Origin of the sequence: Clostridium sp. KNHs205 (assembly GCF_000702945.1) — a bacterium.
GTDB lineage: Bacteria > Bacillota > Clostridia > Lachnospirales > Lachnospiraceae > Anaerocolumna.
This window is the reverse complement of sequence record NZ_JNLE01000005.1, coordinates 1,088,541-1,103,614: the sequence shown is the minus strand read 5'-3', so window position 1 is coordinate 1,103,614 and position 15,074 is coordinate 1,088,541. Positions and strand designations below refer to the sequence as shown.

The following is a 15,074-nucleotide window of genomic DNA, read 5'->3' as shown; positions in this document are numbered from 1 at the left end:
TGAAAGAAAATATAAAATATTGAAAGGATGCCACGGAAGAATCTTTCAACCTTTTTATTTGTGGCAGTACCGCAAGCCAGCTTGCGGTATGCAAGGGGTATAAGAATGAAGAAAAAGCTTACTGTATTTTTATTGCATGCCGAACTTATCCTGATGTCTTTTATCGTCCTGATTCCGGTTATGTGGATTATACTGTCCTCCTTTCAGAGAGGCAGCGGACCGCCGGTTGCAATAAAACTGAAGGAAATGACATTTGCCAACTATAACCGGCTGTTTTCAGAAACCAGCTATATTTTATGGTTCTTTAATACCTTCAAAATTGCATTAGCCAATATGGTATTATCCGTACTATTAATTATGATAACTGCCTGGATAATGTCCAGGTTCCTGTTCAGAGGCCGAAAGGCAGGGTTAATGGCAATTATGATTTTGTCCATGTTTCCTACCTTCTTGTCCATGACGGCGATATACACTTTGTTTCTCACTTTGGGATTGGTGGGTAAATCCATCTCCCTGATTATTGTATACGCAGTGGGAGCGATTCCGTACAGTACCTGGCTGGTAAAAGGATACCTGGATGGTGTGCCAAAGGCTATTGATGAGGCGGCTTATATGGATGGCTGCACCAGGTTCCAAACCTTTCGAAAGGTTATCCTTCCAATGTCAAAACCGATTATTACCTATTGCGCAGTATCACAGTTTATGTTGCCGTGGATGGATTATATCCTGCCAAATATCCTGCTGTCGGGGGACAGGAGCAGGACACTGGCAGTAGGACTCTTTATGCTGATTAACGGAAAAGAGAGCATCAACTTTACGGTATTTGCCTCAGGTGCAGTATTAATAGCAGTCCCTATTACGATTATATTTATACTCTTTCAGAAATATCTGGTACAAGGGGTTTCAGCGGGAGCAGATAAAGGCTGATATTCTGAAAGTTTTATAAAGAGCAATAACCAAGAGAAGCAGATTTTGTGCCGCCTTCGGCGGGAGAATGGAGGAAGATATGAAATTTAGAAAAACTCTTAGCATTTTACTGGCAGCAGTAATGATTACGGGAGTATTAGGTGGCTGCAGCAGGAACATTCCAACGGAACAAGAAGTAAATAAGACGGAAAATCAGGCAGTGACCGGTTCAGAGAATCAAACAGAACCGGAGGGTACGGAAGCCCCTAAAGTGGAGGAAAGCAAAGAAATCATACCGGAAGAAGGCGCTAAGCTGAGCTTTTGGACTTTGTCCGGTTACCTGGAGTATGGTAAAGCAGTAGCTGAATTATTTGAGCAAAAATACGGCGTAACGGTTGAGGTTCAGGAGAATGGTTTGGATTCCGTTAATAAAATGATGTTAGACGGACCTTCCGGTAATGGTGCGGATATCTTCATGGCTGCCCATGATTCCTTTGCAACGGCTAAAGATGCGGGGATTTTGGCTGAACTCAGTGAAACCTCAGCTACTATCGTAAAGGATAGAATAAATGAAACGGCTGTTAAAACAGTGACCTCCGAAGGTAAAATCTATGGTATCCCGGTTTCAATTGAAACCTATGCCTTGCTCTATAATAAAGCGCTGGTAACCGGTGAACCGGCTTCCACCTTTGAACAGATTAAAGAAGAAGCTTTAGCTTATAACAATGCAGGCGAGAATAAATTCTGGTACCTGACAGTTCCAACAGACGGTTATCCTGCGTTTCCTTTCCTTAGTCTTTATGGTTTCCAGCTCTTTGGAGCCGATGGTACGGAGGGAGATAATCCGGGATTTGATACCCCTGAATTTCTCAAGGGGTTGGAAACAATCGCGTCTTTAAAAGAGATTATTCCTATTAAAGCAGATGACTTGAAGATGGAAACCATGTCACTGTTAGAGCAGAATTTTAAAGACGGAAAAACGGCATATTATCCAATCGGACCCTGGCTGATTAAATCCTTAAAGGAAGAAAACATTGATTTTGGAGTAACAGTACTGCCAACCTTAGACGGAAACCCCATGAGATCCTTCAGCGCAGTTCAAAATGCTTATGTATCAGCTTATACGAAATATCCCAAGGCAGCAGAATTATTTGCAACCTTTTTGACCAGCGATGAAGCGGCAGCACTTTTATACAGTAAATCCTATAAAATAACCGCTAACAAAGATATAACAAAAGTAGAAGGCTTAAAAGATGACGAACAGTTAAGAGTATTTTGTGAAGAATTCACCAAATCTGTTCCAATGCCAAGTACCAAGCGGATATCATATTACTGGACAATAGCCCAAAGCGTATTAAGCGCCGTATTTGACGGAACGCTGACGCCGGAAGAGGGAGCTCAAAAGGCACAGAAGGACTTCGATGCCCTGGTTGCCAGCGAATAAGCAGAATAGAAGAATAGAAATGAAAAGTGAGGAAAGTGCTATGATATTTTCATCCCTTATACATGACCCCAAGAGTGCACTGTCCTATGCCTATGATGAAAATACTTTACATCTCAGGCTGAAAACGGCCAGGGGAGAAGTAAAAGAAGCAGAAGTGCTGGCAGTAGATCCCTTTAACTGGATACCCAGGGGGGATGGTACACCTATCTACGACTTTGATAAAAGCTCGGTGAAACATATTGCCATGGTAAAAGAGCAGGTGACGGCAAACCACGACTGCTGGTTTGCCGAAATACCGGATATCAACTGGAAAAGAACGAAATATTGCTTTGTAATCAGCAATGATATCGAGAAATATCTGATAGGAAGCCGTAACCGGATACCCTATTCAGAAGAAGACAGTGTGCTGTACAACTTAAGTAACTACTATAATTATCCATATATTAATGAGGAAGACTTATACAAAGCACCGGAGTGGGTGACGGAAACCGTATGGTACCAGATATTTCCGGAGCGGTTCTGTAACGGAACTCCAGGGGATGAAAGAGATGTCCTGCCCTGGGGAAGCGATGCCTATGATGGTTATGATAAGAAGTTTGGTGGAAATCTGGCAGGAATAATTGAAAAGCTTGATTATATAAAGGAGTCCGGATTTAATGGCATTTATTTAAATCCCATCTTTGAATCTCCAAGCTCACATAAATACGATACAACAGACTATTATACAATAGATCCGGAATTCGGAGATAATGAAACCTTCGGCCGTTTGGTAAAAGAAGCCCATAATCGTGGCATCAAGATTATGCTGGATGCAGTATTTAACCACTGTGGCTTTAACCATCCATTCTGGCAGGATGTATTAAAGAACGGAAAAAACTCCAGGTACTATGATTGCTTTTATATCATTGATCCTGAAAAACCGTATTATACCGGAGAACTAAGAAATGGTCAGCCTCAGGATTGCCCCAAAGAAGAATTAAACTATCGGACCTTTGCCTATACCCAGACCATGCCCAAGTGGAATACCGGAAATCCCATAGCACGGGAATATCTTCTTGATGTTGCAGCATATTGGATAAATGAATATCACATAGACGGCTGGAGACTGGATGTATCAAACGAAATTTCCCATGATTTCTGGAGGGCATTCCGTAAGAAGGTAAAAACCATAGACCCGGAAGTATATATACTGGGAGAAAATTGGGATAATTCCTATCCATGGCTCCAGGGAGACCAGTTTGACGGCGTTATGAACTATGAATTTACCACTCCAGTCTGGAATTTCTTCGGAACAGAGGAAAAAGGCGGTATGAAGCTCCATGGCAAGGAATTCAAAGAAGCCATCAGCAGCCTCCTGACAGCTTATCCCAAACATGTAACCAATAACCTCTACAACCTACTGGACAGCCACGACACCGAACGGATACTCCATGTAGTTCAGGGGAATCAGGACATAGTAAAACTGGCATACATATTCCTGTTTACTTACCCCGGGACTCCCTGCATCTACTATGGAAGTGAAATCGGAATGGGAGGCGGAGAGCACAGCAACAGGCAGTGTATGGTCTGGGAGGAAGAACGACAGAATAAAGAACTCTATAATCTGATTAAGACCCTGATTCGCCTTAGGAAAGAAAAAGAGACCTTTCGTACGGAAAACTTCCAATGGATAGAAGGTAATACCTCAGCAGACACAATAATCTATAAAAAAATAACGCCTGCAGAAACCCTCTATATACTGCTCCACAATGAGGGGACTTCCGAGATAATAAGTCTGCCGGAAGAATTAACCGGATTAGTTTGTGTGGATCCTATAAGTGCAAGTGAGGTAATATTAAGTGAAAGTATTGAGTTGTTACCATATGATTTTAGGTTATATACTGTGAAAGGTTAGTAGAATAATATATCTATAGGTATAAATGGGGTTATGGAATAGTACTGGTGGATGACGGTAGGGTTTTGGCAAGGGGACGGCAAAATGCGCAAAGCAGAAAAAACTCATGCTTCAATTCCAAGGCATAAGAAGTCCTAATTCTCTGAAAATTTTGTGCTTGACATATTATAAAATAGATAACTCGCTGCGCTCAAACAATCTATTTTATAATATAGCACAGAATTTTCAGAGAAAAGGACTTCTAATGCCTTTCCATAGGCGCATTCGTTCTTTCTGCTTTGTGCATTCTGCCTGAACTATTTGGATAAAAAGACGTTTTATATTTGAAGTATAGAAGTAATTAGTATAAAAGCAAATTAAAAATCTTGTATAATTTTTGGGGTGAATTTGTATTTGTCTTGTTGGTGAAAATTTTCGTATGGAACCAGGGGTAGATGCCATAGAAATATGAATTGCTGAGTTTACTGCTTTCCTAAAATAAAAAATATCCTTTGGAAGGCTGCAACTCAGGTTTTTAAAGAAAGAGTTATTATGAAGGTATTATTCATTTTCGTTACGGTGACTTGAATATTAAATCCCTGGTGACCTCAGCGGAGAATTTTCTTAGCAGACAGTTCTGCGTATCAACGGAATACTGATTTAATAGAGAACACAGCAATTCAGTTGTATAAAAGGGAATTACAATTACTACCAGTGAATTTGTTTGCCTATATCATTGAAAAATGTATGTACTTTACTACAGTCCAGTAACAATTTTTAAGAATCAGAAGATAAGTATCATGAAAATTCAAATTCAATAATAGCCAACGAGAAGCTTCAAGATACCATGAAAAAGTACATAATTCAATAAAAAATTAAGCAGAAATAGAAAGATAAACAGATGATTTTGAGCACTGTTTGGGAGTTTTGTATTGAGAGGTTCCTTATGACACTTAAGTGGCAGAAACTGCGTATAGGTAAAATTGTGCCACTGTCTGAGCGCAACAAACGAAATCCCTTTATATAAAGTCGCAGCGAGTTTGGCACAATTTTACCTGTCCTGAGCAGTTGCTGGCACTTTAGTGGAATAAGGGTTCTCGAACAACAAAACGCACAAACAGTGCTCAAAATCATCGTCCGTCCCCAACCCGCCCTATCTTAGCCAACCAAGGTAAATTCAACTAAAAAAATAACATTTGACTAAAACCTCTCCCTATGCTAAAATACCTTTGTTGTAAGTTACTGGAACAAATTCAGAAAGGATAAGAATACCTCTGTAGAGAGTATTCCGTGTAAAAGAGAAATGAGTAGAACATTCAATCACAGCCAATTGAATAATGACTTTTTATACGGAATGTTTATGACCGTCTGATAATTATCGTTTCCTGGGATTGGCAGCTCTCACAATTAGTGCCGATATTACAAGGCATTAGTATACCTTATTGCAGGTAGGGATATTATAATAATTAAATAACTTCAGCTAGTGAACATTTTCCGGAGGGAAGATGTTTTTTTATTGCCCAAAAATAATTGAAGTGCACATTAAGCTATAAGTTAAAATAAGTTTTTGCGTCTTCCTTCTGTAAATAGTCATTTAACAATCTATTATGGCCGGAAAAACATCAACTTATAAAGCAGGATTTGAGAGGAGAATGTGTATGTTGGATATAAGAAATGTAACGATAACGAACCGAGAAGATAACAGATGTATTATCAAAGATTTTAATTTTACCCTGAACCGTGGGCAGAAAGCCGTAATTATAGGGGAAGAGGGAAACGGTAAGAGCACCTTATTAAAGTTCATTTATGATAGGACACTCATAGAGGATTATTGTGATTATACCGGTCAGGTGACCTCCGGTGTAAGATGCGGGTATTTAAAGCAGGAAGCAGATGAAGAATGGCTTAAGATGAGTCCGGCTGAATATTTGGCTGATGTTGATATTTACAGTATTCGGGATGAAAATATATGGGCTTTTAATCCTGATTCGGTAATGATAGCATCCGAAGAACCCATAAAAAATTTGTCCGGAGGTGAGAGAGTAAAGCTGCAGTTACTAAAATTACTGGCAGAAGAACCGGATGTGCTTCTGTTAGATGAGCCCACCAATGATTTGGATATTGGATCATTTACCTGGCTGGAGGACTTTATTAACCGTACAGATAAGCCGGTTCTTTATGTATCTCATGATGAAACCTTGATTGAACATACCGCTAATGTTATAATTCATTTAGAGCAGTTGAAGAGAAAGACAGAGCCTCATTATACTGTTAGCTTTATGTCCTATGATGAATATAAAAACCAAAGGTCCTCTTCTTTGGCAAAACAGGAAATGACAGCAAGGAAACAGAGAGAAGATTATGAGGATAAAATGGAGCGCTTCCGTCAGATATATGATAAGGTTGAGCACCAGCAAAATGCCATAACCAGAGCAAACCCTGCCGGAGGCAGACTGCTTAAAAAGAAGATTAAGAGCCTTAAGTCACAGGAAAAACGTTATGAGAAAGACAAAGAGGATTTTCTGGAGATTCCGGATACGGAGGATGCCATTCTCTATGATTTTCCGGACACGATTAAGATTCCAAGAGGAAAGCGTATTATTGAGTTCAGACTGGAAGAGTTAAAGGTAGGAGAAGGAACAGAGGAGCGAATTCTGTCAAAGGATATATATCTTCGGGTAATGGGACCGGAGCATATTGCAATCATTGGCGATAACGGTACCGGTAAGACTACCCTGCTTCGTAAGATTGCTGCCGAGCTCCTTAATAGAACGGATATTAAAGCTGCTTATATGCCACAGAACTATGAAGAGGTATTAGATTATAAAAAGACTCCCATTGAATTCCTTACCACCAGCGGACAAAAAGAGGATATTACCAAAGCCTTTACCTATATGGGAGGCATGAAATTCACCAGAGATGAAATGGAACATACCATTGGTGAATTAAGCGGAGGACAGAAGGCAAAGCTTATTCTGTTAAAAATGATACTGGACGGTGTTGAGGTGCTGGTATTGGATGAACCTACCAGAAATTTAAGTCCCCTTTCCAATCCGGTAATCAGAGGAGTACTGGCCTCCTACAAAGGTGCAATTATTAGCGTTACCCATGACAGAAAGTATATGGAGGAAGTTGCGGAGAAGCTCTACAATCTGACAGAAAAGGGTCTCATGGAAAAGATGAAGTAAGTACTCTGCTTATGATAAAGTTACTACGTTTCAAAAGTATCTTGTATTTGGTTTTTTCTGGAGAGTAGATTATTTCAATGAATAAAAATGAGGTCTTAAAAACTCTGACAAAGAGAGGAGAACAGGATGATAAATACGGTTGTATTGGATATCGGGCAGGTACTCGCAGCTTTTAGATGGGAAGATTATCTGAGAGACTGCGGTTATGATGCCATAACAAGAGAGAAGGTGGCAAAAGCCACCGTACTCTCCCGTTATTGGGGAGAGCAGGATAGAGGTGCACTTCCAGAAGCTGAGATAATCAGAGCATGTTGCGAGTTAGACCCTTCTGTGGAAAGGGAAATTAAGAAACTTTTTGAAGATATCACAAAAACAGTAATTGAGTTTCCTTATGCAAAGGAGTTTATCAGAGGCCTTAAGAAAAATGGTTACAAGGTTTATTTGCTTTCCAATTATGGTGAAAGGAATTTTGCCTATGCGAAAGAACATTTTACCTTTATACCGGAAGCAGACGGAGGAGTTATTTCCTACGAAGTAAAATACATAAAACCGGAGCCGGAGATTTACGAGGCACTGATAGCCAAATATGGTTTTGAGCCTGCGAAAGCAGTGTTTCTGGATGATTCAAAAGCGAATTTAGAAGGAGCGAAAAAGTTCGGCTTTCACACTGTATTGGTAACAGATTATGAGCAGGCACTCAAGGATTTGAGAAGATTGGGAGTAAAGATATAAAGGAGTAAAGATATAAAAAAGTAAAGATATAAAGGAATATAGATATAAAGGAATAAAGATAAAAAGATAAGTTTGCCCTCTAGCTCTCTATATTTGTATGGATTTAATAAATCTATATTCTACGAAATAACTATAACGAAATATATATAGATATTACATACAAGAGACTTATCTTCCTGAGACTAGAAAGACTAAAAATCAACTAATACAGCAATATAAACAGTTTCCCGTTTTCGGGAAGATTGGAGGAAAGTAGAATGAAAACAAGAAGAATCATTCTTTTAATATGCATTGCTATGGCAGGAGTTCTGTTGATGTCCTGCCGTAAGGATAAAAAGGAAGAAGAACCGGTAGTAGTTACAGTGACCCCAAGCCCGACTATAGAGACAACTCCGGAGGTTACACCGACTCCTGCCGTTACGGAAGAACCTGAGGAAGAAGAGGATGGAGAAGAGCTTACAGACCAGCAGGCAATAGAAAAGATTGAAGCCATCTTAGGAGAGGAAAACTATTACTTTGAATTACTGGACGATCATCTGAATGTAAGTGACAGACTATATTACATATTTGAAGTGAGCGACGGTGTAAATGTAATTGAACCAAATATCATCGTGGATAAATTAAGTGGTGAAGTTCTCTGCTATAATAGTGACGGAACTACAGCTCCATTTACGGAGCATCCATTATATAATAAGGCAGGTTCTGCAGAAGGACAGGAGGAAGGTACAGCGGATAAGGGGATTGGTAAAGAACAGGCCCTTAAGCTGTTAAGTGAAATACCTCGTGAAACCCTTCAATTATCCAAGGAATTGAAAGAGTATGTTATCATCTATGACGATTGGCCTTCTAATATTAAAGGAAATGAATGCTATGGTATTAATGTCTATGAAAAAGGGGATACAAAGAATACCTTGGCAGGAATCTATTATGTGGCATTAGACGGCAGCAAAATATATCTGTATGACACTATAAAAGATGAAGAAATCGATATAACACCGAAGAAATAAAGTTATGGTTCAAGCAAAAGATTGTTTATCTGTATAATTTCACATAGTTCAGTTTCCTGCTTGAGCAGTAAATATTAAGGTGTAAGGAGAATAATAATCCTTACACCTTTTATCATAAATTTAATTAGTAGATTTTATTATACTGTCAGTCTGAATATAAATCACTAGCTAAAAGGGTGGTATAACCAGCAGGTCATATAAGCTTTACTGACTTTGACCTATGCAAATTATATTATAACCGGTTTACTCACCAAAAGCCTGATTTAAATCATAGATCAAATCCTCCACATGTTCCGTTCCAATAGAAAGACGAATGGAGTTCGGCTTGATGCCTGATGCAAGCAGTTCTTCTTCATTCATCTGGGAATGGGTAGTGCTTGCAGGATGGATTACCAGTGACTTCACATCTGCAACATTGGCCAGGAGAGAGAAGATTTCCAGCTTATCAATGAACTCAGTGGCTTCTTTTGCACCGCCTTTGATTTCAAAGGTGAAGATAGAGCTTCCGCCATTAGGGAAATACTGATTGTACAAGTCGTGGTAAGGATTATCCTTAAGAGAAGGGTGATTAACCTTTTCTACCTTGGGGTGTTTTGCCAGGAATTCAACAATTTTTAATGTATTTTCTACGTGACGCTCCACACGTAGGGAAAGGGTCTCAAGTCCCTGCAGGAAGAGGAAGGAGTTAAAGGGACTGATGCATGCTCCTGTATCCCTCATAAGGGTAACTCGAATCTTGGTAACATAAGCAGCGGCACCTACTGCTTTTGTAAATACTACCCCATGGTAGCTGGGGTTGGGTTCTGTAAGGTAAGGGAATTTACCGGAAGCTTCCCAGTCAAACTTACCGGAATCGATAATAACACCTCCGATTGAGGTTCCGTGTCCGCCGATGAATTTGGTTGCTGAATGAACAACGACATCGGCACCATATTCAATGGGGCGAAGGAGATAAGGTGTAGCAAAGGTATTATCAACGATTAAAGGAATCTGATTATCGTGAGCAACCTTGGCAATAGCAGCAATATCGATAATATTGGAATTGGGATTTCCAAGGCTCTCAATAAAAATAGCTTTGGTATTTGGTCTGATGGCTTTGGCAAAACCGTCCTTTTCGTTGGGATCCACGAAAGTTGTAGTAATACCGGATTCTTCAAGGGTATGTGCAAACAGATTATATGTACCGCCATAAATAGTCACTGCAGATACAATGTGATCACCTGCATGGGCTATGTTAGTGATAGCATAATGAATGGCAGCTGATCCGGAAGCTGTTGCAAGTGCGGCAATACCTCCTTCAAGTGCAGCAATTCTCTGCTCGAATACATCTGAGGTAGGATTCATAAGACGGGTATAGATGTTACCTCCTTCTGACAAACCGAATCTTCCGGCTGCCTGCTTTGCATCTGCAAAGACATAGGATGAGGTCTGGTAGATGGGTACACAACGAGCATCAGTAGCGGGATCGGGATTCTCCTGGCCAACATGAAGCTGCAGGGTTTCAAAATGATATTTACGCTTTTCTGACATAAAACTCCACCTTTCATTATTGATTATAATATGAGTATAATATGAAACACGCAGTTAACAGGAAAACATTTGATATAGCGAAATGAATTCATTATTAACTGCGAGTTATATATAAGTTGATTTAAGCTGTTAACTGCTTCCAGATATAAAAGTACTGCTTTATCTAAAGGTTTTAATATTTGGAAGCAGATAAGACTTAAATCCATCTTATAATTAATAGGTAAACAGATTAAATACTGTGTTATTCTTTTAATCTGCTTAAGCGGTATCGCAAGGGCTTGCGATATCCATGGGAGTAGTGAGAAATAAAGGATATTTCACAATTACTATTTGGGTTATACCGTAAGCAGGCTTACGGTAAACAGCGGTTTAAATTACATAATCATTACCCGTCATGCTGTTCTGCTTATCCACAAGATCTGCCAGGGTAATATTATCTACGACATTATTAATGGCATCATACATCTGCTTCCATACGTCCAGGGTTGCACATTGTCCGCTTCTGGTACAGGGATCTGCATCATCCTCCAGACAACTTACTGGAGCAAGGCTACCTTCAATAAGTCGTAAAATACTACCAACTGTATATTCTTCAGGAGCTTTGGCAAGACGATAGCCTCCCTGTGCACCGCGAATACTTTTTACAAACCCCGCTCGGCTGAGTTGAGTTATAATCTGTTCCAAATATTTATCTGAGATTTCCTGTCTAGCAGAAATACTCTTGATTGTCACGTATTCACCAGTATTATGAAGAGCCAGATCCAGCATAAGGCGTAAAGCGTAGCGGCCTTTTGTTGATATTTTCATAGGTACCTCCTTCATGATAAGTTACTATACCCTATATTAACATTGGAATAGTAGGATTTCAAGGTCTTTTGCAAAATATTATAATCAGTATTTAAAATTCATTACATTTTTCTCGTCATATTTCTATATAATGAATAAGTAAGGTATTTTTCTGCCCATAACGGTTAAAAATGTTTTCTTATATATCCTATACTTCTTTTATTTATATTGCAAGAATATTTTATTGCAAGAATATTTATTGTAAAGTGATTTATTTGATGATAAAATTAGCTTATAAGTGAAATTTTGTTTTTTCTATATATAATTAGTTCAACTTTTAAAACGAATACTAAAATGCAGCCAAGGAGATGATTTCATGGGAGAACATAATAACACAAAGGAAGGAAATGAGCTTGCCTGCAGGCATGAAGGACAGCTTGTCCCCGCGGAGAAGAAGGAAATAGCAGGAGTGATAAATGCAGATACCTGCAAAATGCTTATAAGGGAAGCAATTGATAGTTTAAATTACTCTTATACCCCTTACTCGGGCTTCAAAGTAGGAGCAGCTCTATTGTCTAAGAGTCTGAAAGTGTATAAAGGCTGTAACATAGAGAATGCTTCCTTTACACCAACGAATTGCGCTGAAAGAACAGCATTTTTTAAGGCTGTAAGTGAAGGGGATAAAGAGTTTATGGCCATTGCCATAGTTGGTGGCAAGAACGGAGTTCTGACTGATTACTGTTCACCCTGTGGTGTATGCAGGCAGGTAATGATGGAATTCTGTAATCCGAAGAATTTTCTTGTAATTCTTGCGAAATCAGAGCATGATTATTGGCTGTACACGCTGGAGGAATTACTGCCTTTAGGTTTTGGACCCTCTGATTTAGAGAAATAATTTGATTATTTTGATTTAATTTAGCAGCACCTTTTAAATTTTTTTAATTTTTAGAACAAAACAAATAAAAAGTGCTTGACAAAATAAGCCTGTCCAAATATAATATAAAAGTACCTGTTGAGAGACATGTACGAATGGGATCTTAGCTCAGCTGGGAGAGCATCTGCCTTACAAGCAGAGGGTCATAGGTTCGAGCCCTATAGGTCCCATTTTTATGAAAAAGCAAAGATAATAAAGTCATAATCATAACGTTTATAGACTTAAGGCATTTGCTCATATATGGCGAAGTAGCTCAGTTGGCTAGAGCATGCGGTTCATACCCGCAGTGTCGGCGGTTCAAATCCGTCCTTCGCTATTAAAAAGATTGTCTTACCGACAGTCTTTTTTTGTAATATAAATAATATAAAATATATAAAGGAGTAGTTGCACCAGGCTCTTTTCTTAGCTTTCAGGTGCAATCAGATAGATATGAGAATAGGATCAGGCTATGATGTTCACAGGCTGGTTGAAGGCCGTGACTTAATCATCGGAGGAGTTAAGATTACTTATGAAAAAGGACTTTTAGGACATTCCGATGCAGATGTATTAACCCATGCCATTATGGACAGTCTCTTAGGTGCAGCAGCTTTAGGAGACATTGGAAAGCATTTTCCGGACACGGATTCCAAATATAAGGGAGCCTCCAGTCTGGTGCTTCTGGAACGGGTGAAGGAGTTATTGGAGGAGAACTTTTATCTCATTGAGAATATTGATGCCACAATTATTGCACAGCAGCCCAAAATGGCACCCCATATTGAAGCAATGCGAGAGAATATATCCAAAGTACTTGGAATAGATTTAAATCAGATTAACATTAAAGCTACCACAGAAGAAGGGCTGGGATTTACAGGAGAAGGTCAGGGAATTTCCAGTAATTCCATATGCCTGTTAACTTCTGTTGCAGATTACCGTTATGATGAACGAACCAGGGTATTTGGCGAGGAAAGCAGCAGTGGCTGCAGTGGCTGCAGCGGTTGTTCAAAGAACAGATAAGAGATTGGCTTAAGATACTGTTACAGGGAAAGCAGGTGAAGAATGGAGTACAAAATATATACTTCCCTGGAGGAAGCAAAAGAAGACGGAATTGAGAATGTCAGAGAGGATGTATACCGGCTGTGGCAGGAATGCTTCGGGGATTCAGGCTCCTATACAGACTTTTATTTTGAGTGGGTAGTTCCCTATAATCGCATCTATACTCTTTATAAAGAGGGGAAGTTATGTTCCATGCTTCATCTTAATCCGTATACCTTTGAAATCTGGGAGGTAGAGGTAAAAGCGGATTATATCGTAGGAGTGGCTACAAAAGCGGAGGAAAGAAGAAAGGGTTATATGGGGCTTTTAATAAATGAAGCCCTGGATACAATGTATAAGGAAGATAAACCGTTTACCTACCTAATGCCGGCCGCAGAGAGTATCTACTATCCCTATGATTTCAGAAGTGTTTATTTTCAGGAAGACTGGATGGGTAAAATTAAGAAATATGGTCAGGATATCAAAGGAAGTACGGAAGCCGAGCTGGTGAAGCTGGGGATGTCTGACCTGGAGGAAAGAAGAATACTCACAGAGTTTACCGAGGAACTGCTTAAGAAATACCGTAAATACTATATCTTAAGAAGCAGAAAGTACTATGAGAAGCTTTTGAGTGAAATGGAAAGCGGGCAGGGTGGCATTGCAGTTATCAAAAAGAATGGGATACCTGTAGGTTATGCGGCATATATGTTAGAAGATGGTCTGCAAATTGCAGAATGTCTTTATGAGCCGGATTTTGAAAAGGAAGTATTTCAATGCCTGTGCCAGGAATTTTCTTCTCATATAAGAGTTGAGGCTGATGGGTTTAAGCCATCCATTATGATGCGTATTGTTAATTTAAAAGTATTTCTGGAAGGTTTAACAGCTTCCGAAGAAGTTGCCCTTATAATAGAAGCCAAAGATGACAGAATTTGCTATAACAACAAAAGAATGCTGCTGACCCTTAATGAAGATGGCGGTTGTGTTGTTGATTCCGATGAAAGACCTCATCTGTACGGAGATATCGGAGACCTTACAAGGTTGTTCTATGGACAGTTAGAGGCCAAAGAAACAAAAGCTCTGATACAGAGTGAGAAGAAAGAAGAGGTTATGAAGCTCCTTTCGAAAATAAACCTGTATAAGGATGTTTTTATTAATGATGTTGTATAATAGGAATTGACATTTTTACTGCTTTTGCATAGAATGATATATAGATTAAATGAAGTAATTAATTATAGTAATTTAATTATAGAAGAAAAGCTATGAACAGAAAAGTAATCCGTAGGAAGGCAGCAGAGATGGGATGTCACCGGCTGAAAGCATCCTTTACCTGATTTCGGATAAAGTGCATCTGGGAGCTGATTAGGTGAGACCATGGGTTTAGCTTAGTCCGGTATAGGCCGTTATCCGATTAAGTGTGCAGAATATATATTTAAGCTGCATAATAGAGTGGAACCGCGGAATAACTTCGTCTCTAATTAGAGACGGAGTTTTTTTATTGAAAGAAAATTTGCCCTGTTACATAAAAAGCCCTGCTGAGATTTTTTATCTGTTTTAGAAAATAATTTTTAATGCATACTAAGTTTACCGGAGGTACGCATATGCAGTGCATACGAAGGATTATCACTGATATGGCTGCGTGTCAATGTCAGTTCTGGCAATTAGA

At 39.3% G+C, this 15,074-nt stretch carries 11 protein-coding genes, 2 tRNA genes and 1 other annotated feature; of the genes, 11 read left to right on the top strand and 2 right to left on the bottom strand.

Annotation, left to right across the window (positions count from 1 at the left end; all coding sequences use genetic code 11):
* Positions 1 to 105 precede the first annotated feature (105 nt).
* The 6 genes from BR73_RS0124360 (at position 106) to BR73_RS0124335 (ending at position 9,150) form a co-directional block, all read left to right on the top strand.
* Positions 106 to 927 (top strand): sugar ABC transporter permease, encoded by an 822-nt coding sequence (locus BR73_RS0124360; protein WP_033168936.1) that lies wholly within the window; start codon positions 106 to 108, stop codon positions 925 to 927.
* 79 nt (positions 928 to 1,006) lie between these two features.
* Entirely contained in the window at positions 1,007 to 2,350 is a 1,344-nt protein-coding gene (locus tag BR73_RS0124355) for a maltose ABC transporter substrate-binding protein (RefSeq protein WP_033168385.1), read from the top strand.
* Positions 2,328 to 4,244 carry a glycoside hydrolase family 13 protein gene (locus tag BR73_RS0124350; protein WP_242860753.1) on the top strand — a complete coding sequence of 639 codons (1,917 nt, stop codon included), beginning with the start codon at positions 2,328 to 2,330 and terminating at the stop codon, positions 4,242 to 4,244. The genes BR73_RS0124355 and BR73_RS0124350 overlap by 23 nt, the downstream gene beginning before the upstream one ends.
* Before the next feature lie 1,637 nt (positions 4,245 to 5,881).
* On the top strand, positions 5,882 to 7,411 hold the full coding sequence (locus tag BR73_RS0124345; RefSeq protein WP_033168384.1) for an ATP-binding cassette domain-containing protein: 1,530 nt from the start codon (positions 5,882 to 5,884) through the stop codon (positions 7,409 to 7,411).
* A 126-nt stretch (positions 7,412 to 7,537) separates the two neighbouring features.
* The gene (locus tag BR73_RS0124340; protein ID WP_033168383.1) at positions 7,538 to 8,143 is read left to right on the top strand and encodes an HAD family phosphatase; all 606 of its coding nucleotides are present in this window, start codon (positions 7,538 to 7,540) and stop codon (positions 8,141 to 8,143) included.
* Positions 8,144 to 8,400: 257 nt separating this feature from the next.
* Entirely contained in the window at positions 8,401 to 9,150 is a 750-nt protein-coding gene (locus BR73_RS0124335) for a hypothetical protein (protein WP_033168382.1), read from the top strand.
* 243 nt (positions 9,151 to 9,393) lie between these two features.
* Here BR73_RS0124335 and BR73_RS0124330 read toward each other — a convergent pair whose 3' ends face one another.
* Together BR73_RS0124330 and BR73_RS0124325 are read right to left on the bottom strand one after the other, a co-directional pair.
* Positions 9,394 to 10,680, bottom strand: coding sequence for an O-acetylhomoserine aminocarboxypropyltransferase/cysteine synthase family protein (locus tag BR73_RS0124330; protein WP_033168381.1), 1,287 nt, complete (start codon positions 10,678 to 10,680; stop codon positions 9,394 to 9,396).
* 369 nt (positions 10,681 to 11,049) lie between these two features.
* Positions 11,050 to 11,487, bottom strand: coding sequence for an Rrf2 family transcriptional regulator (locus tag BR73_RS0124325; RefSeq protein ID WP_033168380.1), 438 nt, complete (start codon positions 11,485 to 11,487; stop codon positions 11,050 to 11,052).
* A 355-nt stretch (positions 11,488 to 11,842) separates the two neighbouring features.
* Between BR73_RS0124325 and BR73_RS0124320 the strand changes: the two genes are divergently transcribed.
* From BR73_RS0124320 to BR73_RS0124300, 5 genes are all read left to right on the top strand, one after another.
* Positions 11,843 to 12,361 carry a cytidine deaminase gene (locus tag BR73_RS0124320; RefSeq protein ID WP_081848867.1) on the top strand — a complete coding sequence of 173 codons (519 nt, stop codon included), beginning with the start codon at positions 11,843 to 11,845 and terminating at the stop codon, positions 12,359 to 12,361.
* Positions 12,362 to 12,497: 136 nt separating this feature from the next.
* Positions 12,498 to 12,570, top strand: a tRNA-Val gene (locus BR73_RS0124315).
* A gap of 72 nt (positions 12,571 to 12,642) precedes the next feature.
* Positions 12,643 to 12,716: transfer RNA gene (locus BR73_RS0124310), tRNA-Met, on the top strand.
* 113 nt (positions 12,717 to 12,829) lie between these two features.
* Positions 12,830 to 13,393 carry a 2-C-methyl-D-erythritol 2,4-cyclodiphosphate synthase gene (gene ispF / locus BR73_RS0124305; protein WP_033168933.1) on the top strand — a complete coding sequence of 188 codons (564 nt, stop codon included), beginning with the start codon at positions 12,830 to 12,832 and terminating at the stop codon, positions 13,391 to 13,393.
* Between the two features lie 42 nt (positions 13,394 to 13,435).
* Complete coding sequence (locus tag BR73_RS0124300) at positions 13,436 to 14,578, top strand: GNAT family N-acetyltransferase (protein ID WP_033168379.1); 1,143 nt, start codon at positions 13,436 to 13,438, stop codon at positions 14,576 to 14,578.
* An 83-nt stretch (positions 14,579 to 14,661) separates the two neighbouring features.
* Positions 14,662 to 14,887: a binding site (T-box leader), on the top strand.
* Positions 14,888 to 15,074: the final 187 nt, after the last annotated feature.